Annotated in this window: 25 protein-coding genes; 18 read left to right on the top strand and 7 right to left on the bottom strand. The window is 59.8% G+C overall.

The window, feature by feature from the left end; all coding sequences use genetic code 11:
* Positions 1-364 precede the first annotated feature (364 nt).
* The 4 genes from ACFPB1_RS26055 to ACFPB1_RS26040 all read left to right on the top strand — a co-directional run bounded on the left by ACFPB1_RS26055 (position 365) and on the right by ACFPB1_RS26040 (position 3,521).
* Positions 365-1,099 carry a phytanoyl-CoA dioxygenase family protein gene (locus tag ACFPB1_RS26055; RefSeq protein WP_379229130.1) on the top strand — a complete coding sequence of 245 codons (735 nt, stop codon included), beginning with the start codon at positions 365-367 and terminating at the stop codon, positions 1,097-1,099.
* Between the two features lie 217 nt (positions 1,100-1,316).
* Positions 1,317-2,069 (top strand): class I SAM-dependent methyltransferase, encoded by a 753-nt coding sequence (locus tag ACFPB1_RS26050; protein WP_379229129.1) that lies wholly within the window; start codon positions 1,317-1,319, stop codon positions 2,067-2,069.
* A gap of 124 nt (positions 2,070-2,193) precedes the next feature.
* A complete protein-coding gene (locus ACFPB1_RS26045; protein WP_379229128.1) occupies positions 2,194-2,727 on the top strand; it encodes a GNAT family N-acetyltransferase in 534 nt (177 codons plus the stop codon).
* Positions 2,728-2,945: 218 nt separating this feature from the next.
* A complete protein-coding gene (locus ACFPB1_RS26040; RefSeq protein ID WP_379229126.1) occupies positions 2,946-3,521 on the top strand; it encodes a hypothetical protein in 576 nt (191 codons plus the stop codon).
* A 303-nt stretch (positions 3,522-3,824) separates the two neighbouring features.
* Here ACFPB1_RS26040 and arsC read toward each other — a convergent pair whose 3' ends face one another.
* From arsC to ACFPB1_RS26025, 3 genes are read right to left on the bottom strand one after another with little or no spacing between them, the layout of a single operon-like run.
* Entirely contained in the window at positions 3,825-4,250 is a 426-nt protein-coding gene (arsC, locus tag ACFPB1_RS26035) for an arsenate reductase (thioredoxin) (protein WP_379229125.1), read from the bottom strand.
* Between the two features lie 38 nt (positions 4,251-4,288).
* The gene (locus ACFPB1_RS26030) at positions 4,289-5,581 is read right to left on the bottom strand and encodes an arsenic transporter (RefSeq protein ID WP_379229124.1); all 1,293 of its coding nucleotides are present in this window, start codon (positions 5,579-5,581) and stop codon (positions 4,289-4,291) included.
* A 16-nt stretch (positions 5,582-5,597) separates the two neighbouring features.
* Positions 5,598-5,912, bottom strand: coding sequence for an ArsR/SmtB family transcription factor (locus ACFPB1_RS26025; protein WP_379229123.1), 315 nt, complete (start codon positions 5,910-5,912; stop codon positions 5,598-5,600).
* A gap of 231 nt (positions 5,913-6,143) precedes the next feature.
* On the opposite strand from ACFPB1_RS26025, the gene ACFPB1_RS26020 reads away from it, so the two are divergent.
* The 11 genes from ACFPB1_RS26020 (at position 6,144) to ACFPB1_RS25970 (ending at position 16,831) form a co-directional block, all read left to right on the top strand.
* The gene (locus ACFPB1_RS26020) at positions 6,144-6,497 is read left to right on the top strand and encodes an ArsR/SmtB family transcription factor (protein WP_379229122.1); all 354 of its coding nucleotides are present in this window, start codon (positions 6,144-6,146) and stop codon (positions 6,495-6,497) included.
* Between the two features lie 71 nt (positions 6,498-6,568).
* On the top strand, positions 6,569-7,384 hold the full coding sequence (locus ACFPB1_RS26015) for an arsenite methyltransferase (RefSeq protein WP_379229121.1): 816 nt from the start codon (positions 6,569-6,571) through the stop codon (positions 7,382-7,384).
* 272 nt (positions 7,385-7,656) lie between these two features.
* The gene (locus ACFPB1_RS26010; protein ID WP_379229120.1) at positions 7,657-8,763 is read left to right on the top strand and encodes a Gfo/Idh/MocA family protein; all 1,107 of its coding nucleotides are present in this window, start codon (positions 7,657-7,659) and stop codon (positions 8,761-8,763) included.
* Between the two features lie 120 nt (positions 8,764-8,883).
* The gene (locus ACFPB1_RS26005; RefSeq protein WP_379229119.1) at positions 8,884-9,636 is read left to right on the top strand and encodes a sugar phosphate isomerase/epimerase family protein; all 753 of its coding nucleotides are present in this window, start codon (positions 8,884-8,886) and stop codon (positions 9,634-9,636) included.
* A complete protein-coding gene (locus ACFPB1_RS26000; RefSeq protein WP_379229118.1) occupies positions 9,633-10,712 on the top strand; it encodes an oxidoreductase in 1,080 nt (359 codons plus the stop codon). The genes ACFPB1_RS26005 and ACFPB1_RS26000 overlap by 4 nt, the downstream gene beginning before the upstream one ends.
* A 17-nt stretch (positions 10,713-10,729) precedes the next feature.
* Positions 10,730-11,560, top strand: a complete 831-nt coding sequence (locus ACFPB1_RS25995; RefSeq protein ID WP_379229116.1) for a sugar phosphate isomerase/epimerase family protein — start codon at positions 10,730-10,732, stop codon at positions 11,558-11,560.
* Positions 11,561-11,858: 298 nt separating this feature from the next.
* Complete coding sequence (locus ACFPB1_RS25990; protein WP_379229115.1) at positions 11,859-12,803, top strand: carbohydrate ABC transporter permease; 945 nt, start codon at positions 11,859-11,861, stop codon at positions 12,801-12,803.
* 5 nt (positions 12,804-12,808) lie between these two features.
* The gene (locus tag ACFPB1_RS25985) at positions 12,809-13,639 is read left to right on the top strand and encodes a carbohydrate ABC transporter permease (RefSeq protein WP_379229131.1); all 831 of its coding nucleotides are present in this window, start codon (positions 12,809-12,811) and stop codon (positions 13,637-13,639) included.
* A 90-nt stretch (positions 13,640-13,729) separates the two neighbouring features.
* Entirely contained in the window at positions 13,730-15,154 is a 1,425-nt protein-coding gene (locus ACFPB1_RS25980) for an ABC transporter substrate-binding protein (protein ID WP_379229114.1), read from the top strand.
* Between the two features lie 289 nt (positions 15,155-15,443).
* Positions 15,444-16,475 (top strand): alpha/beta hydrolase family protein, encoded by a 1,032-nt coding sequence (locus ACFPB1_RS25975; protein WP_379229112.1) that lies wholly within the window; start codon positions 15,444-15,446, stop codon positions 16,473-16,475.
* Positions 16,472-16,831: a hypothetical protein gene (locus ACFPB1_RS25970; RefSeq protein ID WP_379229111.1), complete on the top strand. Its 360-nt coding sequence runs from the start codon at positions 16,472-16,474 to the stop codon at positions 16,829-16,831. Before ACFPB1_RS25975 ends, ACFPB1_RS25970 begins: the two co-directional genes overlap by 4 nt.
* Before the next feature lie 268 nt (positions 16,832-17,099).
* Here ACFPB1_RS25970 and ACFPB1_RS25965 read toward each other — a convergent pair whose 3' ends face one another.
* Together ACFPB1_RS25965 and ACFPB1_RS25960 are read right to left on the bottom strand one after the other, a co-directional pair.
* Positions 17,100-17,267 carry a hypothetical protein gene (locus ACFPB1_RS25965; RefSeq protein WP_379229110.1) on the bottom strand — a complete coding sequence of 56 codons (168 nt, stop codon included), beginning with the start codon at positions 17,265-17,267 and terminating at the stop codon, positions 17,100-17,102.
* Between the two features lie 123 nt (positions 17,268-17,390).
* Positions 17,391-18,248, bottom strand: coding sequence for a helix-turn-helix transcriptional regulator (locus ACFPB1_RS25960; RefSeq protein ID WP_379229109.1), 858 nt, complete (start codon positions 18,246-18,248; stop codon positions 17,391-17,393).
* Between the two features lie 144 nt (positions 18,249-18,392).
* On the opposite strand from ACFPB1_RS25960, the gene uxaC reads away from it, so the two are divergent.
* The 3 genes from uxaC (at position 18,393) to ACFPB1_RS25945 (ending at position 20,960) form a co-directional block, all read left to right on the top strand.
* Positions 18,393-19,802, top strand: coding sequence for a glucuronate isomerase (uxaC, locus tag ACFPB1_RS25955; protein ID WP_379229108.1), 1,410 nt, complete (start codon positions 18,393-18,395; stop codon positions 19,800-19,802).
* 245 nt (positions 19,803-20,047) lie between these two features.
* Positions 20,048-20,332, top strand: a complete 285-nt coding sequence (locus ACFPB1_RS25950) for an autorepressor SdpR family transcription factor (protein ID WP_379229107.1) — start codon at positions 20,048-20,050, stop codon at positions 20,330-20,332.
* The gene (locus ACFPB1_RS25945; RefSeq protein ID WP_379229106.1) at positions 20,322-20,960 is read left to right on the top strand and encodes an SdpI family protein; all 639 of its coding nucleotides are present in this window, start codon (positions 20,322-20,324) and stop codon (positions 20,958-20,960) included. The genes ACFPB1_RS25950 and ACFPB1_RS25945 overlap by 11 nt, the downstream gene beginning before the upstream one ends.
* Positions 20,961-21,142: 182 nt before the next feature.
* Here the strand turns inward: ACFPB1_RS25945 and ACFPB1_RS25940 are convergent, their stop codons facing one another.
* Both ACFPB1_RS25940 and ACFPB1_RS25935 read right to left on the bottom strand, forming a co-directional pair.
* Positions 21,143-22,324 (bottom strand): MFS transporter, encoded by a 1,182-nt coding sequence (locus ACFPB1_RS25940; RefSeq protein ID WP_379229105.1) that lies wholly within the window; start codon positions 22,322-22,324, stop codon positions 21,143-21,145.
* Between the two features lie 513 nt (positions 22,325-22,837).
* On the bottom strand, positions 22,838-23,211 hold a 374-nt coding region (locus tag ACFPB1_RS25935; protein WP_379229104.1), incomplete at its 5' end, for a GTP-binding protein.

Raw genomic sequence — 23,211 nt, 5'->3', positions numbered from 1 at the left:
AGCCCCATAAATTTCTTCATCTACAACTTCATTCCAATGGTCTGTTACCTGCGAAGAAGAACACTCGGTCAAAATCTAAGAAACCGAGAGTATTTAAGAGAAAAGTGATTCTCCATAGAGGGAGGATTGCGCAACAGGGATTTCTCTCGAAGTATCTTTTGTTTAACTGACAACGGGTCTTTTATTGGTATGAAATATTGCCTGCCGACACGCTTCTTGGTATTACGACTAATGGTTTTTGCTAGTATTTGGGGTGAGTTGAAGAAAACTACTTTTTTAAGGAGGCAGCAGGTTCGTAACATGACGATGGGTCGCATGCCGGTTGTGAATATCGAATGAAAAGATACGGAGGAGGCAGGATAGTATGAATGAAAAAGAAAAATATTTATTTGATTTGCAAGGTTTTATTGTCATTAAAGATGTCTTGACCACGGAGCAGCTAACCAAACTAAACAAGGCTATCGATGAGAAAGCAGACCTAGCGCCAGAGGAGCGCAAAAGCTTCATGCTTTGGGAAGAACAAGCATTCCGAGATCTGATTGACGATCCTAAAACAGAACCGTATCTAACTGAAATTCTGGGTGAGGAATATCGTCTGGATCATGAATATTCGATTATTCATCAAAAGGGAGCGCCCCCGCTTGGACTTCACGGGGGAGGAGTTCCATATGACCCGGGTCAATATTATACATTTCAAGATGGGAAAATGTATAGCGGACTGACGGTCGTTTCCTATGCCCTTACGGATATAGGTCCGGAGGACGGTGGTTTTTGTTGTATTCCCGGCAGCCATAAATCGAATTACAGAACACCAACTGAATATATAAATTATTCGGAAATCGGGCCTGTTGTCCATATTCCACAACAAGCCGGAGACGTGCTCATTTTCACGGAAGCGTTAACACACGGTACATTTGCTTGGCAAGCGGCGCACGAACGGAGATCCTTGCTCTATAAATATTCACCGGCGATGATTTCATGGGCACCGTTCAACAGGTCTCAAGAGCTTTTGGATTTGCTAACGGAAAGGCAGAAAGTCATCGTTCAAACGCCATCATCATTAGGTTACAGATTTTTTGGACAGAGCAGAAAGAAGTAACCTACAATGTAGGACGTTGTGACGTTGAGATTTATTCGTAGTAGCCGATTGAGGGACACTATACCGCAACTAATAGGGCTGCCGGCAACGATCGGCAGCCTATTCTACTCCCTCTGTACGATTTAGTTTTCACACGAATGATGCTAACGATCTGAGTAGTTCCAATATGTGGTATTGTATGGTTGATACATGCAATAAAAGGGAGGGGAAAAACGAAATGCATGAACAAAGTAAAATCAATAAAAAAGCTTGGGAGTATCGTGCTTATGAATTTTGGAATAAACGAGATGGTTCTCCTGAGGAAAAGGCACGACAGATTTTAGAAAATCCACTTGCCTCACTTAAAAAGCATAAGAACCTTTTTGAACATGTTCGAGGTAAAAGGGTTGCTAACCTTTGCGGTTCAAATGGAAGAAAAGCAGTTCCGTTAGCTCTGTTAGGAGCAGAGGTGACCGTATTCGATATCTCTGAGGAAAACAGAAAGTATGCTTTAGAGCTGGCTGCAAGCGCAAATATCACACTCGAATACATCGTCACAGACATATATGATATTGACCTGAAGGAGTACGGAGGTGATTTTGACTTACTATATTTGGAGGGAGGGATATTACACTATTTCAGTGATTTGGAAAAGTTCATGAATATTCTTTACGCCTTATTAAATGACGGTGGAAATTTGGTTTTAAGTGATTTTCATCCCTTAGGGAGATGTATCTCATCACACGGCGAAGTGAATTATTTTGATACAGAATTAAAAAGTGGAGATGTGGCGTATAAAGGCGCATTTGATATAGATGAACAGGAAGATTTCCCCGATGTCTCCATTCGATTGTACACGTTGAGCGATATTATTAATTCGATCGTTTCATCAGGGTTCAGATTGCGAAGGTTTGATGAGCATCGTGGATGGAAGAATGAAAATATCCCTTGGGAATTTACTATACTGGCGGATAAAAAGATGTTGAAGTAAGGAGAACGATAGCTTAATACAACGTAACGACAGCCAGTCAGACGATCGGCTGCCGTAAAGGTGGCCGGGGCCGTCTCCGGACGGGCATTGCTAGCCGCTTCATGGCTTTACGGGAGGAATAATCGTGAACGTATCTTTTACACCGGTTAAACAGGAGGTTGAGGAGCTCATACAGTTCCTCACATCAGATAGCTGGCCTTATCATGGAGTGGAGCACCCTGCCGAATCGGATGTTCGAAACGCTTATGAGAATGGCGCCTATCACCATGCGAATACCCGAACGTTCTGGATCATTAGCGAAGGCGAGGAGCAGAAAATCGGGTTGATCCGCTTTTTCGATGTTTCCGATTCTATCGTGACGTTCGATTTAAGAATCCACCGCGCGCATCGGGGAAAAGGTGTTGGCCTTCAGGCTTTACGGTGGATGATCTCGTACGTGTTCGCTGAATTTCCTGAAGCATTCCGTATCGAAGGACATACCAGAGTGGATAACGTGGCAATGCGGGCTCTGTTTGCGAAATCGTTGTTCGTGTTGGAGGCGTATCATCGTAAATCTTGGAGGCAAGCCGGACAATTATTTGACTCCGTTGGCTATGCCGTGATCAGAGAAGACTGGGAGCACAATAAGGTCACCCCCATTCCCTGGTCGATCAATTAACGATTGAACGAGTTTACTCGATACAAGGAAAACGGGGCCTTTTTGAGGCCGCGTTTTTGTTTTTACCCCACGATATCCTCACATGTCTTGCACATGCGGTTGCGCAGGCGTTGTCTCCGAAATTACGCGAAAGTCCCCTACCATTCGCCATGTCCGAATTAACATAACATCATACTAATAATTGGAGATCCATTTCATATAACGAAGGGGGGCATCTGTTGTATATGGCGAGTTGCGCAGTGAAACCCGGCAAAAATAAGGGGCATCGAAACGGTGCGAGTCGAAATATTGCGAGTGGTAGTCTCGGCACGACAATTCAATTAGCCATTCTGCAGTCGATCCAGCAGGCGCAGGCTCAATTACAGGCGCAATTACAAGCCCAAATGCAGTTTCAGGCGCAGCTGCAAGCTCAATTGAATGCACAGGTCCAAGACCAAGTGGAGTCTCAGCGGCAAGTGCAAGCCCAAATTCAAAGCTTCGAGCAAGTACAACAACAGACCCAGCTGCAATTATTTACGCTCGTGCAAACACATATTCAACAGCAGCAGCAACAACTCCAGCAGCAGCAGCAGCAACTCCAGCAGATGCAAGATCAAATTGATGCGCAGCAGCAGCAGCAGCAACAGCAAGTTGTAAACGTCGGGTCATCTCCGCCTCCTCCACCTACCGGGGAGCCAACCCCTCCGGTTACTACAGCGCAACAACAATCTCAGCAAGATAATCCGGATCAGCAGCTGCAACAGCAACAGCAGCAAATCGTAAATACTGAGCCGCCACTACCTCCAACGGCCTAGGGGATGCAGGAATTATCCGTACGTAAAGATAGTTGGGTGATCTCCGTTGCCGAAGGATCCGTCGACGCATGGCGAATTAAGCTCTATATTAGACCATTGGAATACACTTATTATCTGTCTCGTATTTTTTTGCACCTCGGAATCCTCGCGTTGAGAGTAGATTCGTTCAACTACTTTCGCAACGGACAAGTTCCAAAGATAAGGGGCGTTCGACCTCTCCAACCGACGCAAAAAAAGGAGCCGATTCGGCTCCGTTTGATCGCTATGATTTCAACAGCCGGTGTATGAACCGGCGGCGGCAGGTTACCGCCCTTCGGCCGCGAATCGCGCGATCCGCGCTTTGATGGCGTCGCGGACATTCCGGAACTGTGCCATGATATCGTCTTCCGTCCCCGTTGCTTTCGCCGGGTCTTCGAAGCCCCAATGCCATTTGACGACATCCGGGTTCGCGATGACGGGACAATGCTCGTCGGCGTGCCCGCACAAGGTAATGACATAGGCCGCGCGGTTCAACGTGCCGGCATCGATGACGTCGGAGCTGTTGCCGGCGATGTCGATGCCGGCTTCCTTCATGACTTGAACGGCGCGCGGATTCAGCCCGTGCGCTTCCAGACCGGCGCACTTCACCTCGTACTGCTCCCCCGCGAGCGCATTCAGAAACCCATCGGCCATCTGGCTGCGGCAGGAATTGCCGGTGCACAGAAAATAAACAAGCGGTTTACTGCTCATGTTGATTGTTCCCCTTTGCTAGTGTATGTGCGGGCCGGTTACCCGACGAGCTTCAGCCAGAGGCAGAGTCCGGCCAACGTAATGAAGAGTACGGGAAGCGTCAGCACGATCCCGGTTTTGAAATAAGCGCCCCAAGTGATCTTCACGCCTTTGCCGGACAGCACGTGCAGCCAAAGCAAGGTCGCAAGCGAGCCGATGGGCGTGATTTTCGGGCCTAAGTCGGAGCCGATGACATTCGCATAGATTAAGGCTTCGCGCAGGATACCCGTCGTATGGGTGCCTTCGATGGCGAGCGCGTCGATCATGACGGTCGGCAAATTGTTCATGATCGAGGAGAGGATGGCCGCCGCGAACCCGGAGGCGATCGTTGCCGCGAACAGCCCTTGTTCGCCGGCCCAGTCGAACAGCTTGCCAAGCTCGTCCGTCAAGCCGACGTTGCGGAGACCGTAGACGACGACGTACATCCCGATGGAGAACGCGACGACGGCCCACGGCGCTTCTCGGACGAGCTTCCGGGTGTGAATGACGTGGCTCCGGCGGGCGAGCTGCAGGAAGACGGCCGCCGCGGCGCCCGCGATCAGACAGACCGGGACGCCGATCCATTCGCTTGACAGATAAGCGATCAACAGCACGGACAAGATGATCCACGACGCCTTGAACAACCGCATGTCCTTGATGGCTTCTCTCGGCGGTCTGAGCTGCGTCAGCTCGTAGCTAGCCGGAATTCGGCGTCCGTACAGCTGGAACAGCATCAGCAGGCTGGCGGCAACGGAAAACAGCGTCGGCACGATCATTTTGCCGGCGTATTCGGCGAAGCCGATCCCGAAGTAGTCGGCTGACACGATATTCACGAGGTTGCTGATGACGAACGGGGGCGACGCCGTATCCGAGATGAATCCGCTGGCCATGACGAAAGGGAGGATCAGCCGCTCATCGAACTTCAGCGCGCGGACCATGGCCAGCACGATCGGCGTCAGGATGAGCGCCGCCCCGTCGTTGGCGAAGAACGCCGAGACCGCCGCTCCGAGCAGGACGACGTAGACGAACATGCGCTTGCCGTTCCCTTTGGCGGATCTGGCCATGTGCAGCGCCGCCCATTCGAAGAACCCGGCCTCGTCGAGAATAAGCGAGATTAAGATAACGGCGACGAACGTCAGTGTCGCGTTCCAGACGATTTGCGTGACGGTCCAGACATCATGGACGTCCACGACGCCGCACAGGAGGGCGATGACCGCCCCGCCGCAGGCGGACCATCCGATGTTCAGCCCCTTGGGCTGCCAGATGACGAAGACGAGGGTAACGATAAAAATGATCGACGCTAGTGCCAGCATATAGCCTCCCGACAATTTAACAGCAGCCTTGCGAGCGCAAGGCAAGGATTCGATCCTCCTGGGAAGGAAGTTGATCGATGACGTGTTTCACATGCGGTTTGTCTTCCACGTTCAAGGAATAGTACATCCATGGGCTCCGGCGTTCCTCGCGGATGAGCCCGCCGGTTCTCAGCTTCTTCAAATGCTGGCTGACGTTCGGCTGCGTCTTGTCCAGCGCCTCGACGATGTCGCAGACGCACAATTCCCGGTGCCGGAGCAGCGCCAGGATGGCGAGCCTGGTGGGATCGGCAAGCAATTTGAGAGACGCGGCGACGGCTTCGATGGATGGCAAGGAGGCGACACTCCTTTCAGCGCGGCGTTTTTTTGGTCAACTTGAATTATACATGCCTGGCCATATAAGTAAACACTTATATGCGAGCGATGACTTTCCGCTTTAATTTGGTCTTGAAGATATTTCCATCCTATGCTATGGTTGGTTCATCAAGAAAAGTTGATGAAACGGCGCCGCTGCTTCTTACGCATGCGATGCCGGTCAGTCTGCCGCAACGGAAGGGGACCGAACATGCTCAAACCGATACCGGTTAACGCCGCGGGCGGCGATACGGCCGACTTCGCCGATTATGAAGCCCGGTTCAAGGCGCTGGCGGACCGGAAACGGCTCCGCATCTTATTCGAGCTTACCCGCAAGGGCTGCGTATGCGTGTGCGATTTGACGGACATCGTCGACATGCCGCAGTCCAAATTGTCGTACCACCTCAAGATTCTGCTCGATGCCGGGCTGATTACGCGCGAGATCAAAGGCACCTGGAGCTACTACGCGCTCAATCATGCCGAGATGAACCGCCTGCTGTCGCCGGAGCTGTGCTGCGTCTTTCGCCAAGCGGACGCGCAGGCCGCCAATGACGGTTGTTGTTAGGTTAGGGTTGGTTCAAGTGGTTGTTTTGTCGTTTAAATCAAATTAATTTGATGAACAAGGAGCGATGAATCATGAGCCAGGTTGAACAGGATGACGTACGTCACCATGTCCGCAGCCGTTATCGTCAAATTGCCCTCGAAAGCCGGCCGGCGTCCGCCTGCTGCACCCCGTCCGCGACGTCGGGCTGCTGCGGGACCGCCGACGACGTGTCCGCCCGATTAGGGTATTCCCGCGATGAGCTGTCCGCCGTACCGGAAGGCGCCAACCTTGGCTTGGGCTGCGGCAATCCGCAGGCGATCGCCATGCTCCGGCCCGGCGAAACCGTGCTCGATCTGGGCAGCGGCGCCGGCTTCGATTGTTTCCTGGCTGCCAAGCAGGTCGGGGAGCGCGGCAGGGTATACGGCGTGGACATGACGCCGGAAATGATCAGCCGCGCCCGGAAGAACGCGCAGACGCACGATTACGCCAACGTGGAATTCCGGCTGGGCGAGATCGAGCATTTGCCGATCGCGGATGCGTCCGTCGACGTGATCCTGTCGAATTGCGTCATTAATTTGTCGCCCGACAAGCAGCAGGTGTTCCATGAAGCCTACCGGACGTTAAAGCCGGGCGGAAGACTCGCGGTATCGGATGTCGTGATGACGGCGGAGCTGCCGGAAGCCGTCAGAAGCGACCGCGATGCGCTCGCGAGCTGCGTGGCGGGCGCCTCCACGGTCGCCGAAGTCGAGCGGATGCTTCAAGCAAGCGGCTTTTCGGCGATCGCGGTCGAACCGAAGGACGAGTCGCGGGCGTTCATCCAAGACTGGGTACCGGGCGCGAACCTGGCGGACTATATTCAATCGGCAGTGATTCAGGCGATGAAGCCGCAGCGGGAGAATGCGGAATAACATGGATACTGGCATAGGGGGGCTCCTGCTCGTATGGGGAATCTACAGGGCCAGAAGGAAGTAGAGTGCACTTAATTGTAGAAACGGAGCTGTATTAGTAAAGGCAGCGAACGGAGCCGCAGCCATTGGCAGCGCGAACCGGCGGGGCTGCCCCATCTGCGGGGCGGCTCTTTTGGTTTGCCGTTTCGCCAAAAGACTTTCGCGCCGCGGGGAGGAAATAGCGAACAAAGGCGGAATAGGTAATACGAATACGCAGATGGAAGGTGAGTGTAATGCAGAAGACGAAAATCGGCGTCATCGGCTGCGGCGTCATCAGCGGCATCTATCTGGAAAACTGCACGAAAACGTTCGGCAACCTCGAGGTCGCCGCGGTCGCGGACCTGGTGCCGGAGATGGCGCGCAAGCGCGCGGAGGAATTCGGCGTCCCGAAAGCCTGCACGGTACAGGAGCTGCTGGATGATCCGGAGATCGAGATCGTCGTCAATTTGACGGCGCCGCAGGTACACGCCGACGTGAACCTGCAGATCTTGAACGCGGGCAAGCATGCGTACACGGAGAAGCCGTTCGCGCTGAACCGCGAGGACGCGGACCGCGTATTGGCGCTGGCCGAAGAGAAGGGGCTGCGCGTCGGCTGCGCGCCGGACACGTTCCTGGGCGCGGGCTTGCAGACGAGCCGGAAGATCATCGACGACGGCTGGATCGGCACGCCTTACGCGGCCAGCGGCTTGATTCTCATGGGCAACGCGTACGACGGCATGCATCCGAATTTTCATAACTACCTGCAGTTCGGGTGGGACCCGCTGTTCGATATGACGCCCTATTATTTAACCGCTTTCATTCACTTGCTCGGCCCGGCGCGCAGCGTCTTCGGCTCCGTCGGCCAGGTGAAGCAGGAGCATACCGTCACCAATCCGCGCTCGCCGCGGTTCGGCGAAACGGTGACGATCGGCGCACCGATGCACGCGAGCGCGCTGATCGATTTTGACAACGGTGTCACGGCGACGCTGCAGGCTGCCAAGGAGAGCTTCGGCTATACGCCGCGGATGGAGATTTACGGCACGGAGGGCATCCTGATCGTGCCGGACCCGAACGCGTTCAACGGCGACGTCACGATCCGACAGCGCAACGGCGAGACGCGGACGTTCCCGTATTCGCACGGCTTCGCGGAGAACAGCCGCGGCATCGGCATCGCCGACATGGCGTACGCCATCCGCGCGGGCCGTCCGCACCGCGCGAGCGGTGCGCTCGCCAGCGACGTGCTGGACCTGCAGCTCGCGATTCTGGCTTCGTCCAAGGAAGGCCGCCGGATCCCGGTCGAGCCGCGCAGCGAACGCCCGGCGGCGCTTCCGCTGCATTTGAAATACGGGGTGTTGGACTAAGGTGAATGGTTTGCGTTTCCCGACGGAGGTCGGGAAATGCAGCATTCACCACATCGGAAGCGTGTACCCCACATTGAGGTTCCCATAGTTCCCATTCCAATCCGAAAGGTTGCGAGAGTCATGAAATTTCCGATTGCGCTGCAGCCCTACACGATTCGCGAAGAACTGAAACGAGATTTCCTCGGCAGCTACACGAAGGTGGCCGAGATCGGCTACCGGGCTGTGGAAGCGGGGCTGCCGCCGGAAGGCATTACGATCGACGAGATGAAGGCGCATTTCGACCGTATCGGTCTGCAGGTCATGGGCTGCCATGCCGGCCTGGAGCAGCTGACGAACGGGCTGGACGAGCTGACCGATTTCTTGGCGCTGTTCGGTGCCAAGTACGTGGCGATGTCGTACCGCTTCGATTCGCGCGAAGCCGTGCTGGAAGCGGCGAAGCAGTTCAACGCCGCCGGCGCGGCGTTGAAGGCGCGCGGCGTGCAGTTCCTGTACCATAACCACGACTGGGAGTTCCAGAAGTTCGACGGCGAGTCGGCGCTTGATATTTTGCTGGCGGCGACCGATCCCGAGCTCGTCAAGCTGGAGCTGGACGTGTACTGGGCGAAGAAGGGCGGCGAGGACCCCGCGCAATTCATGCGCAAGCTGAAGGGCCGCTGCCCGGTGCTGCACGTGAAGGACATGGAGCCGGGCGAAGAGCGGTTCTTCGCGGAAGTGGGCGAGGGCGTCCTGAATTTCGCCGAGATTCTGAAGGCGGCGGAGGAGATCGGCACGGAGTGGCTCGTCGTGGAGCAGGACGCCTGCCGCCGGCCGGCGTTCGAGAGCATCGCGATCAGCTACCGCAATCTGACGGGGATGGGGGTCGTCGCGCCATGAGCGAAGCCGTACGCGTCGGCTTGATCGGCTACGGCTTTGCCGGCAGCGTCTTCCACGCGCCGGTCATCACGTCCGTGCCTGGCCTGGAGCTGACGAAGGTCGTCGAGCGCCGCAGCGCCAAGTCCAAGGCGCGCTACCCATGGGTGGAAGTCGTCCACGACGTAGCCGACCTGTACGCGGACGACGCCATCGACCTCGTGGTCGTAACGACGCCGAGCACGGATCATTTCACGTTCGTCCGGGACGCGCTGCTCGCCGGCAAGCACGTCGTCGTCGAGAAGCCGTTCACGCCGACGTCGCAGGAGGCGGACGAGCTGATCCGGCTAGCCCGGGAGCAGGGCAAGGTGCTGTCGGTCTTCCATAACCGCCGCTTCGACGGCGACTTCCTAACGCTGCGCGAACTGCTGCGCCAGGAGCTGCTCGGCGAGCTGATGGAAGCCGAGTTCCGCTGGGACGGCTTCGATCCCGTGCTGCGCTCGACGAACTGGCGCGAGGGCGGCGAGCCGGGCACGGGCGTGTTTTACGACCTCGGCGTCCATCTGATGGATCAGGCGCTGCGCCTGTTCGGCACGCCGTCTTCGATCGCGGGCGACATTCGGATCCAGCGGGCGAACGCGACGGCGCACGATTATTTCGACGTCGTGCTGCAGTACGACAGCGGGTTCAAGCTGCGCCTGAAATCGTCCAAGTTCATCCGCGAGCCGCTGCCGCGCTACGCGCTGTACGGCACGAAGGGCGCGTTCGTCAAATACGGCATCGACCCGCAGGAGCGGGCGCTCATCGGCGGCGCGCAGCCGTCGGCGGTCCGGGGCTGGGGCAAGGAGCCGCGCGAGCAGTGGGGCAAGCTGAACACGGCCGTCGGCGGGCTGCGCGTAGAAGGCGTCGTCGAGACGATCGCCGGATCCTACATGGACTACTACCGCAACGTAATGGAGCATATCAACGGTCAGGCGGAGCTGGAAGTGAAGCCGGAGGAAGCGAGGCTGGCCATTCAATTGATCGAGCTGGCGCTGCAGAGCAGCCGGGACGGCCGGGCGCTGCCCGTGCCGTTCGCGGAAGCATCGCCGATTAGCTAGAGGAGGAGAAGAGCATCGTGTTTCCATTTAAAGCATCGCTTAACGCTTCGACACTGTTTCCGTTCAAGCTGGACGTGACGGAACAGGTGCGCATCGCGGCCGAGGCCGGCTACGAGGGCATCGAATTATGGGTGAAGGACATTGAAGCCTACTTGCAAAACGGCGGCACGGCCACCGAGCTTCGCGCCTGCCTGGAACGCGCCGGCATCGTCTTCGCGAACGCCATCGCGTTCTTCAAATGGGCCGACCGCGACGAAGCGGTCCGGGAGGAAGGCTTCGCCCAGGCCGAGCGCGAGATGCGCATGCTGGCCGAGATCGGCTGCGTCGCCGTGGCGGCGCCGCCGTTCGGCGACGTGGCGGACGTGCCGCCGGCCGACATGGCGCGCCACTATGCCCGCTTGTCCGCGCTCGGCCGCGAGATCGGCATTGACGTGTACCTGGAGTTCTGGGGCCGCGCCCGCGCGCTGTTCCGGCTCGACCAGGCGATCGAGGTGGCCGAAGCGAGCGGCGAGGCGGGCGCCAAGCTGCTCCTCGACCCGTTCCACATGTACACGGGCGGCAGCAGCCTCGACGATCTGAAGCGGCTCGCCGGCAGCCGGATCGGCATTTACCACGTCAACGACTACCCGGCCGAGCCGCCGCGCGAGACGATTACGGACGCGGACCGCGTATTCCCGGGCGAGGGCGTCGCGCCGACGGCTGATCTCGCGCGGCTGCTGTACGACGCGGGCTACCGCGGCTTCCTGTCGCTGGAGCTGTTCATCGCCGACTTCGGCGGACTGACGGCGACGGAGGTCGCCGCCAAGGGATTGGCGGACCTGAAGGCCGCCTACCGCGTGGAAGCTTGAACGAATAGATTCGAGAAAAATTGAATTATGCTATTAAGGGATTGCGATCCTCACCTTACTTGAAAAGCAGCTGGCCTTAGGCCGGCTGCTTTTTTTCGTCGTTTTTTTCCGGTTTAGCGTCTCAATGCGGCTGCCATGAAAGCCTATCGTTCAAGTTTTCATGAACGTTTTCATTTTAGTTGCCATATTTCGTTTGCGGCGGAAATAGATTACAAATTCTTCAAATTCGGAAAACACCGCTCTAATACGGGGGGCTTATCCTGCGTAGGAGACATACAGTTGAGAGGGTGGATGGTTGATGAATTCGACGGAAGCGGGCCTTGCGGCCGCGCGCCAGGACGTCCGGACGCACCGGGCGGGGCGCCTGTTCTCGGCCATCGCGAAAGAAAACGCGGTCGGCTATCTGTTCATCGCGCCGTCGCTGGTGCTGTTCGCGATCTTTTTGTTTTATCCGCTCCTGAAATCGGTGTACTTGAGCTTCTTCCTGACGGATCCGCGCGGCCGGGTGGCCGCCTTCGTCGGACTCGATAATTTCGGCAAGCTGTTCCGGTCGGATGCCTTCTGGAACAGCCTGCTCGTCACGCTGAAATTCACGCTGCTGACGGTGCCGACCGGGCTCCTGCTCGCCTTGCTGCTGGCGGCGCTGACCTTCGGCAAGTTGCGCGGCATGCGGACGTTCCGGTTCATCTTCTCCCTGCCGGTGGCGCTCTCGGTCAGCACGTCCTCCGTCATCTGGATGATGCTGTTCCATCCGACGACCGGCACGCTGAACTACTTTCTGACGAAAGCCGGACTATCGCCCGTGCAGTGGCTGACCGATCCGGCCTGGGCGCTCGTCTCCGTCTCGATCATGACCGTGTGGATGAATTCCGGCTTCCAGTACATCGTGCTGCTGAGCGGCCTGCAGGGCATCGCCGACGATATATTCGATAGCGCGCGCATCGACGGATCCGGGCCGTTCCGCACGTTCTTCCAGATCATCATGCCGCTCGTGTCGCCGACGCTGTTCTTCCTGTCCGTCGTGTCCGTGATGAGCGCGTTCCAATCCTTCGGCCAAATGAACATTCTGACCAAGGGCGGCCCGGCAGGCTCGACGGAGGTGTTCGTCTACTCGATCTACAAGGAAGCGTTCATCAACTACCAATTCGGCACGGGCAGCGCGATGTCGCTGGTGCTCTTCGCCATCATCATGCTGCTGACGTTCCTTCAATTCCGCTTCGAGAGGAAGGTGCACTACCATTGACGACGATGATGCCGGCTTCCCGGATGCTTCGCCGCCTGGCGCAGTACGCAATCTTGATCGTCTCCGCCATCGCGGTGGCGTATCCCGTCGTATATACCGTGCTCGCTTCGTTCATGACGCCGGACGAATCGGCGCAATATCCGCCGAAAATGTTCCCGTCCCATCCGTACCTCGGCAGCTTCCGGAAGGTGCTGGAGCTCGTGCCGATCGACACGTTCCTGCTGAACAGCTTCGGCATCTCGGTGCTCGTCATGATCGGACAAGTCCTGACCGCCAGCATGGCGGCGTACGCGTTCGTCTACGTGGCGTTCCGCGGCCGGGCGTTCTGGTTCCCGGCCTTCGTCTCGACGATGATGATTCCGTGGGAAGTGACGATCATTCCGAACTACCTTACGGTCAAATCCTGGGGCTGGCTCGATACGTACCAGGGGCTGATCATCCCCTTTGTCGCGTCCGGCTTCGGCGTGTTTCTGCTGCGGCAGTTCTTCATGCAGCTGCCCCGCGAGCTGTTCGAGGCGGCGCGGATCGACGGCTGCGGCCACGTCCGGCATTTTCTGACCGTCGTGCTGCCGCTGTCGCGCCCGGCGCTGGCCTCTCTGTCGGTCTACGCCTTCCTCGGCGCGTGGAACATGTACCTGTGGCCGCTGCTGATCACGAACAGCGACGCGAAGCGGACGGTGCAGATCGGCATCAGCATGCTGCAGTTCCAGGAAGTCACCGTGTGGAACCTGGTGCTCGCGGGCGTCACGCTCGTGCTGCTGCCGTCGCTGCTCTTGCTCGTGCTGGGCTTGAAGCAGCTCGTGCGCGGCTTGACCGCCGGCGCCGTCAAAGGCTGAGGCTGCCCGCCTCATCATGTCGTTCATCGGGGGAATCGTCTTCGGACGTGCATCCATATAAAAGCCAACTACGGGAGTGAGAAACGAGAAATGAAAGCATGGAAACAAGCGGGGGTCCCGCTGGCGATGGCTGGCCTGATGGCCATGCTGGCCGCCTGCGGCAGCAACGATGCCGGCAATAACGCCAATGCGGCGAACCAGACGAACGCAGCGAGCCAAACGAACGCGAATGCCGCGGCCGGCACGGACGGCCAAGCGAACGCATCGGCGAACCAGCAGAAGAAACCGGTCAAGGTCGTGTGGTGGCATTCCATGAGCGGCGAGCTCGGCGACGCGGTCAACCAGCTCGTGTCCGATTTCAACGCATCGCATCCCGACATCCAGGTCGAAGCCGTCTACCAAGGCACGTACGACGACAGCCTGAACAAGATGAAGGCGTCCCTCGATTCCAAGTCGGGTCCGTCGCTCATCCAAGTCTACGAAATCGGCTCCAAATTCATGGTCGACTCGAAAGCCATCACGCCGGTCCAAGACTTCATCGACGCGGATAACTACGACGTGTCGAACTTGGAAGAGAACATCCTCGGTTACTATACGTTCAACAACAAACTGTACTCGATGCCGTTCAACACGTCGAACCCGATCCTCTACTACAACAAGGACATGTTCAAAGCGGCCGGACTCGACCCGGAGAATCCGCCGAAGACGTACGAAGAAGTGAAGAACGCCGCCAAAGCGCTGACGAAAGAAGGCAAGACGGGCGCTTCGTTCGCCATCTACGGCTGGTTCATGGAGCAATTCTTCGCGAACCAAGGGGCGGAATACGTCAACAACGGCAACGGCCGTACGGACGCGGCGACGGAATCGCTCGTGGCGGGCGAAGCGGGCGTGAAGACGCTGACCTGGTGGAAGGACCTGATCGACAGCAAGGTCGCGCTGAACCTCGGCCGCAAGTCGGACGACACGAAGAAGGCGTTCCTGGCGGGCCAAATCGGCATGACGCTGGACTCCACGGCCTCGCTGCGCGGCATCGTCGACGGCGCGAAAGGCAAGTTCGAAGTCGGCACGTCGTTCCTGCCGAAGCCGGACGGCACGACGGAAGGCGGCGTCGTCGTCGGCGGCGCGAGCCTGTGGATCATGAACAACAAGCCGGCCGACGAGCAAAAGGCCGCTTGGGAGTTCATTAAATTCCTGGCGCAGCCGGACACGCAAGCGAAATGGCACATCAACACTGGCTACTTCCCGATCACGAAGAAGGCGTACGACGAGCAGATCGTCAAGGACAACATGGCGGCCTACCCGCAGTTCCAAACGGCCGTTGACCAGCTGCACGCCACGAAGCTGATCCCGGCGACGCAAGGCGCGGTCATGGGCGTATTCCCGGAAGCGCGCCAGACGGTGGAGAGCGCGATCGAGGAAGCGTTCGGCGGCCAGAAGGATCCGCAGAAGGCGCTCGACGACGCGGCGAAAGCGATCACGGAGAAGATCGACACATACAACAAGACGGTGAAGTAAGCGGTTTTCGGATTGAATCGGGCTGGAACAGGATAGGATACAGATAGGATAGAGAGAGAAATGAATAGGATGGATAGAGAGTAGGATAGGATAGAGAGAATAGGATAGGATCGAGTGAATAGGAAATAGAATCGGAATAGGATAGGATTAAAAGGGCTCGTCCGGGCGCGCAAAAGCGCCTGGGGCGAGTCTTTTTTTGACGGGCAGAAGGAGATCGGCGGCCGGAGGCGAACATGGTTCAGTGTGCATGATAAGCGTTTACAAAGGCAGGTGGAGGAGGAAACGGGACATGTGGAATCCGGATGAATATTTGAAGCAATTGCTGGACGAAGTCCGTCCGGCCGAGGCGTTCGGCGCCCGGACGACGGAGGAATGGCGGGCGTGGCAGGCACGGCTGCGCGCCAAGTTCGCGGAGCTGCTAGCCGAGCCGGCGAACCGGCGCGAACCGGCGCCGGTCGTGCTTGAAGCCGCGGATTGCGGCGACTATACGCGCGAGCGGATCGGCATCTCGACGTACGGCAAGCTCGCGATGCCGATGTACGTGCTGAAGCCGAAGGCGTACCGCCGGGAGCGGGGGGCGGTCATCGCGCTGCACGGCCACGGCTACGGCAGCCGCGACCTCGTCGGGCTGAATCCCGACGGCACTCCGAAGGCCGGGGACCCCGGCTATCAGAAGAATTTCGCGGTCGAGCTCGTCCGCCGCGGCCATCTCGTCGTCGTGCCCGAGCTGCTCGGCTTCGGCGACCGCAAGCTCGCCGAGGACGCCGGCCGGGGCGACTCCTGCCACCGGCTGTCCACGAACCTGCTCGTGCTGGGACAGACGCTGGCCGGCCACCGCGTATACGAGACGCTGCGGTGCTTGGACTACGTCCTGGCGCGCGGGGACGTCGACGCGGAGCGGATCGGCGTCATGGGCATATCCGGCGGCGGGCTGGTCGCCTCGTTCGCGGCGGCGATCGACGAGCGGATCGGGGCTGCGGTCGTCAGCGGCTACGCCAATACGTTCCGGGCGAGCATTCTGGCCATTCCGCACTGCATCGATAATTTCGTGCCGGGCTTGTCGCGGCTCGCGGAGCTGCCCGACCTGCTCGCGCTGATCGCGCCGCGGCCGCTGCTGATCGAAGCGGGCTCGCGCGATCCGATCTTCCCGCTGCACGCCGTCGACGAAGCGTACGGCCAATTGCAGGCGGCGTATGCGCTGCTGGGCGCCGAGCCGGCGCTCGCCTACGACCGCTTCGAGGGCGATCACGAGATATCGGGCACGCTGGCGTTCGACTGGTTCGCCGGCCTGTGGGCGTCCCGCGAGGAGGTGGCGCCATGAGCGCGTTCAAGCTGCGGCCGTTCGTGCCGTCGGGCGCGGACTTCGGGCTCGCGCAGCGCTTCTTCGAGGCGCTTGGCTTCGAGAAGGGGTACTGCGACGATTCGCTGGCCGTGTACCGGATCGGGGATCAGGAGTTTTTCTTGCAGAACTATCATGATCAAGCGTTTCAAGAGAATTATATGCTGGAGCTGACGGTCGACGATCTGGACGCGTGGTGGGCGCGCATCGACGCGCTGCAGCAAAGCGGCGCGTATCCGATGCGGGCGAGTGCGCCGAAGACCTATCCGTGGGGCAAACGCGAGGTGCACCTGATCGATCCCGCGGGCGTCTGCTGGCATTTGTCGGTGCCGGCGTGAGAGCGGGCTAGGATTAGCGGGGCGGCTTGCGTGAACCGCGGCACCGCCCCGGGCATTGGCGTCGCGAGCGGAGTCGCGAAACCGAAAGAAGCAGCCTCCATGCTGAACCGCACTTCCAATTGTTAGATGTGTCTAACAATCGGGAGGCAGTTCACATGCCGGAGGCTGCTTCTTGCTGTGCGCGGAGAGGGCGCCGGGACGGACGCGCCCGGCCGATCGGCTTCGCCGGCCGAACTGCCGGGAACCCGCCTCGCCGCGGCGCGGGGCGTTATTCTTTCTCCGCCCGGGCGGCCTTGCGCTTCTTGTAGGCGCTGAAATTCATCCAGGCGCCGACCAGCAGCAGCAGCACGCCGAGCAGGTAGTTCACGAACAGAATATCGATGATGCCGTAGCCGATGAAGAAGAGGCTGACGATGACGAGCAGACGCGGATTCACGGAAGATGCACCTCGTTTTCGCTAGGCTTTTGTAAGCAGTATAGCGCAATCCGCAGGCCTTGGCTAGTTCCAATGTCATCTAATCTGACATTGCGCTGCTGCCTGTCTGATCGTCCGTCCGGCCTACAGCCGGTTCAGCTTCCGGTAGAGGAGCGGCGTCGCGCCCGTCAGTTTCTTGAACACGCGGTCGAAATGGCCGGCGCTCTCGAAGCCGGTCCGTTCGGCGACGGCGATGATCTTGAGGTCCGTCTCCCGAAGGAGCCGCCGGGCTTCGCGGATGCGCGTCAGGTTCACGTATTCGATGAGCGTGAAGCCGGTCACCGCCTTAAACGAACGGCTCAGGTAGTACGGGCTGACGAAGAACCGCCCGGCGAGCTCCGCTAGCGTCAGCTTCGTCTCATAGCAGGCGTTCACATGCGCGACGACCTCGGCGATCTTCCGCTGGAGCGGGCTTTGCGCGGCGGCCACGTCCTTCGGCTCCTCCGCGGGATGCCGGGCGGCGAGCAGCAGGAGCTCCGCGAGCAGCAGCCGGAGGTACACCTCGCGGCCGGTGCGTTCGTGCGCGGCCTCCGCGACCATTTTGGCGAACAGCTGCTCCGCGAAGGCGCGTTCCTGGGCGCTCAGCCGCAACACGGCGGCCTGCCGCGCGAACGGAGCGAGCAGCACCGGATCGTGAAGCGGGTGGTCCGCGCCGAGGAAGGCATCGCTGAAATTGACGACGATCCGCTCATGCTCCGGCGGGCCGAGATCCGACGAGTTATGGACGACGTGCTTGTTCACGAGCACGAGGTCCCCGGCCGTCAGCCGAACGGTCCGACGGTCGAGGAAGTGGACCCGTTCGCCCGCGGCCAAATAGTAGATTTCGTACGTGGGATGATCGTGATTCGTCCGCCCGAACGGCTTCGTCCGGCGAACCTGCTGAATATAGAAGTCGCCGTCTTCGTCGCCGTACGTGAACGGCTTGTCCGGGATGAGCTTCATGGTTCCGCCTCCGATCTGGTTAGCTCGATTGTAGCGCAAGATAAGCGAAAGTGGAACGAATCTGGCAAGAAAAGCCGCGATTTCGCGCAAATGTTGCGCTATGCTGGTTACGAATCCCTCATAAAGGACGGTGTCCGCCTGTTTATGAAAGCGTTTATGGACGATGACTTTTTGCTGCAATCCGAAACGGCCAAACGGCTGTACCGCGACTATGCGGCCGACATGCCGATCATCGATTACCACTGCCACCTGAGCCAGCAGGAGATCTACGAGAACCGTCGCTACGACAATCTGACGGAGGTCTGGCTGTACGGCGATCATTACAAGTGGCGGGCGATGCGCGCGAACGGCGTGGAGGAGAAATACATCACCGGCGGCGAAGGCGTCAGCGATTACGACCGGTTCCTGGCCTATGCCCGCACCGTGCCGATGACGCTCGGCAATCCGCTGTACCACTGGTCGCATCTGGAGCTGCGGCGCCTGTTCGGCATCGACGAGCTGATCAACGAACGGAACGCCCCTATTATCTGGGAGAAGGCGAACGCCAAGCTGCGGGGCGGCGGCTTCGCCGTGCAGGATCTCATCCGCGGCGCGGGCGTCGAGGTCATCTGCACGACGGACGATCCGGCGGATTCGCTGGAGCATCACGTCCTGCTCGCGGCGCAGGCGCCGAAGCTCGGATTCCGCGTGCTGCCCTCCTTCCGGCCGGACAAGGCGCTCGAGATCAACCGGCCGGCGTTCCTCGGGTACCTCGAGAAGCTCGGCGAGTCGGCGGGGCGCAAGCTGTCGTCCTACGACGACCTGCTGCACGCGCTGGAGTCGCGGGCGCGGTACTTCCATGCCGTCGGCGGGCGCGTGTCCGACCATGCGCTCGATTATGTGCCGTGGGCCGAGACGACGCACGAGGAAGCGGCGCTGATCTACGAGAAGGCGCTGGGCGGCGAAGGGGTGACACCGGAGGAAGAGCGGAAGTACAAGACGCATACCCTGCTGTTCCTGGGCCGGCTCTATGCGGAGCTGGGCTGGGCGATGCAGTACCACATCAACGCGCACCGCAATAACAATACGCGGCGCTTCGCGGAGCTCGGGCCGGACACGGGCTTCGATTCCATCGGCGACGGCCCGGTGGCTGTGCCGCTCGCGCGCCTGCTGGACCGGCTGGACGAGCACGACCGGCTGCCGCGCACGATTCTGTACTCCATCAACCCGACGGACAACGACGTGCTGGCGGCGCTCATCGGCAGCTTCCAGGGCGGCGGCATCCCCGGTAAGATCCAGCTCGGCTCCGCCTGGTGGTTCAACGACACGAAGGATGGCATGCTGGCGCAGCTGCGATCGCTCGGCAACATGGGACTGCTGCCGCGCTTCGTCGGCATGCTGACGGACTCCCGGAGCTTCCTGTCCTACACGCGGCACGAGTATTTCCGCCGCATCTTCTGCAACCTGGTCGGCGAGTGGGTCGAGCAGGGCGAAGCGCCGGACGATCCCGAGCTGCTGCGGGAGCTCGTGCAGGGCGTCAGCTATGCGAATGCGAAGGCGTATTTCGGCTTCTAAGAACGGAATTATAAAGCCGCGGCTCCCGCCGTCCGACGGGGGCCGCGTTTTTTTTGGCGCGTGCCGCCGGCTCTTGGATTCGCGCGCTTCCGGTTCGGGCGAATGCCCGTTGACAGCGGCGGGCGGCGGACGGTATTATGAAATTAGATATTTAGATAATATTCTAAATCTTTAATTGCTGGTCCTATCTGTACAGGTCTTATCTGGGATTCACGCGCGCAAGAAGCGCGAAGGAGGACGATCCGGTGAACGACGCGTTCAAGGCCTTGGCCGACCCGACCCGGCGGCAAATCCTGCGGCTGCTGCGGGACCGGAGCATGAGCGCCGGCGAAGTGGCCGACCACTTCCATATCAGCAAGCCCAGCATTTCCCACCATCTGAACCTGTTGAAGCAGGCGGGGCTCGTGCTGGACGAACGGCGGGGCCAGAGCATCATGTATTCGCTGCATACGACCGTCGTGGAGGACGTGATCGGCTGGATGTTCGGCATTCTCGGGAAGGAAGGGAAGGGGGATGACGATGAGAAATAAACGCGAAGCGCTGTACGCGCTGATCGCGCTGTCGCCGGCGATCGGCGCACTGCTGCTGTATAACCGGCTTCCGGACACGATGGCGACGCATTTCGGGCCGGGCAACGAAGTGAACGGCACGATGGGCAAGGGCGCGGCCATTCTCGTGCTGTTGCTGCTCGGCTTCGTGCCGCTCCTGCTGCGCGTCCGGCGGAGCCTCGATCCGAAGCGGGCGAATTTCCAAAGCTTCGGCAAGGCATTCGAGGTGAGCCGCTTCGGCATTGCGCTGATGCTGGGCACGGCAGGCTGGGCGATGGTCGCCTACAACCTCGGCTACGACGTCGACATGCGGAAGATCATCCTGGCGGCCGTCGGCTTGCTGTTTGCCGTCATGGGCAATTACATGACGCAGGTGCGGCACAACTACATGTTCGGCATCCGCACGCCGTGGACGCTCGCGAACGAGGAAGTGTGGCGCAAGACGCACCGGATCGGCGGGCCGCTCATGATGATCGGCGGGCTCGTCGCGCTCGTCGCCGCATTCTTCGAAGGGACGGCGCCGGTCGTCCTGTTCGTGGCGGCCATCCTCGCGACGTCACTTATTCCTGTCGCGTATTCGTACGTGCTGTACCGGCGGCTGAAAGGCTGAGGCATGCCGCGCGCAGCCGGCCGAAATCGAAAACCTCCGTACGCCCAAGCGGGAGAACGGAGGTTTTTTGCCGTGTCTTCGGCGGAATGCCCCGTGTCCAACCAGCGGTTGTTCGCGCGCCTCAGCCGATCCGGAAGCGGAATGCGGAAGCAGAAGGCGGAAGGCGGAATGCCGCGTCAGCCTTAGCCGCCTGCCTTGGCTTCGCGCTTCAGCAGGCCGGCTTCTTTGTTCTGCTGCACCGTGAAGACGACCGCGAACACGATGATGCAGACGACGGTAAGCACCGAATTGTACAGGAACACGCTGCGCATGCCGTAGGCTTCGCTCGCGACGCCCCCGACCAGGCTGCCGATGATGCGCGCGACCCCGAGGGTAAGCAGCCCGTTCAGCGTCTGCCCGCTGGCCTTGAGCTCGCTCGGCACTTCCTTGTTGATGACGTTCGCCAGCGTCACGGTCAGCACGATGAAGATGAGGCCGTGCAGCGCTTGGGACGGCAGCAGCCAGAATGGATCGTGGATCGCCGAGAACAGGTACCACCGCAGCGCCGCGGCCGCGCCGGCGCCGAGCAGGATATGCCATGTCCGGATCCGCTGGAAGATGCGGCTTGAGAGCAGCAGGAACGGCACTTCGCTGAGGGACGAGATGACCATCGACCAGCCGAGCCAGGCGCTGTCGCCGCCCATTTCTTTGAAGTAGAGCGGGAAGAACGCATAGTAATAGCCCAAGGTGACCTGGAAGACGAAGTTCGCGCCGATGTAGAGCATCAGCTTGCGGTTCTTGAACAGCACCCGCACCGACATTTTTTTGTTCCCGGCCTGATGCCCTTCGATCCTCGGGAACCGCATCGCGAGCAGGAAGCATATCGCGATGATCGCGGCGTAGACGCCGAACAGGAGATCGATCCGCTTGTCGGCGATGATCCCGAAGATGATCGACATGATCGCGAATCCGACCGTGCCGCCGAGCCGGATGAGGCTGAAGTTGCCCCGTCCCCGCTTGTCCAGCGCCTCCAGCGTCACCGCGTCGCTGAGCGCGAAGATCGACGACTGGAAGAACGTGAACACGCAGATGAACGCGAGCAGCAGCGCGAATTGGTTCGTCAGCGGATAGAGCAGCACCGACAGCCCGGTGCAGGCGAGCAGCAGCAGCAGAATGCTGTTTTTCGTTTTCGCGCGGTCGCTGAACAGCCCCCAGATCGGCTGGGCGAGAATCGCAATGAGAGGACCGAGGCCGAGCAAAGTGCCGATTTGCGACTGCGTGAAGCCGACATGCTGGAAGTAGAGCGGGATGAACGTGCCGTAAACGGCGTTGCCCATGTAGAAGAAGGCGTAGAAAAACAGAAAATAAGCGAGATTGACCGGCATGGCTTGCGATACCTTCCTTCGTGCGTCTGGATGCGAGCTTTTTTAATTAGTTCCATGCGCGTCCGCGATTTCCTCCCCCGGAGGCGCAATTGATTCGGCGCGGCTGGCCGGGAACGGCGGAAAAGGCCAGCCGGCGGCTGGCCTTGAGGGATGCGGGGGCGGTGCGAAAGCGGGCGGCGGACAAGGGCGGCGCGGCGCCGGCGACAGACGGCCTAAGCGGGCGGAAAGGGTGACGGACGAGTGCGCGGCGTGCGAGATCCGACGAACGGGAAGCGGGCGGCGCGAGCCGCTCCGGAGGCGCCGCGAACGTGCTACTTGCGCACGAGCCGCTCCGGAGGCGCCGCGGACCGCGCTGCTTGTGCGCGAGCCGTTCCGGAGGCGCTGCGGACCGGGCTGCTTGCGCGCAAGCCGCTCCAGAGGCGCCGCGACCGCACTGCTTGCGCGCGAGCCGCTCCGGAGGCGCTGCGAACGTGCTGCTTGCGCGCGAGCCGCCCGAAGCCAGCGCAAACCGTGCTACTTGCGCGCGAGCCGCTCCCATTCCTGCTTGATCTTGGCTTCGTCGAGGTCGATGCCGATCATGACGAAGTACGGCGCGCCGTCGTACGTGCTCGGCGCCCATTCCATCCGCTTGCCCGCCAGCTGGAACAGCATCATGGCGCCGTCCTTGCCGTACGGCATGTAGCCCTTGGCGCGCAGGCAGCCGTTGCCGCGGCCGCCGATGAACGCCTCGAACCCGCGCCGGCCGATGCCCGCGGTCTCCGCGCCGGGATAGATCGCCGCCGTCCGGATGCGCGCGAACGAGCCGGCCGGGCTCGCGACGGCGGCTGTGCCCGCCGCCCGACCGGGTGCGGGCGCGCGGCCCGGCGCCGCGGCGGCCGGCGGCGATG

It is taken from the genome of Paenibacillus sp. GCM10023250 (genome assembly GCF_042653205.1).
In the GTDB taxonomy this organism is placed as follows: domain Bacteria; phylum Bacillota; class Bacilli; order Paenibacillales; family Paenibacillaceae; genus Paenibacillus_Z.
Note: the sequence above shows the minus strand (reverse complement) of the source record. Positions and strands in the feature narration are given on the sequence as shown.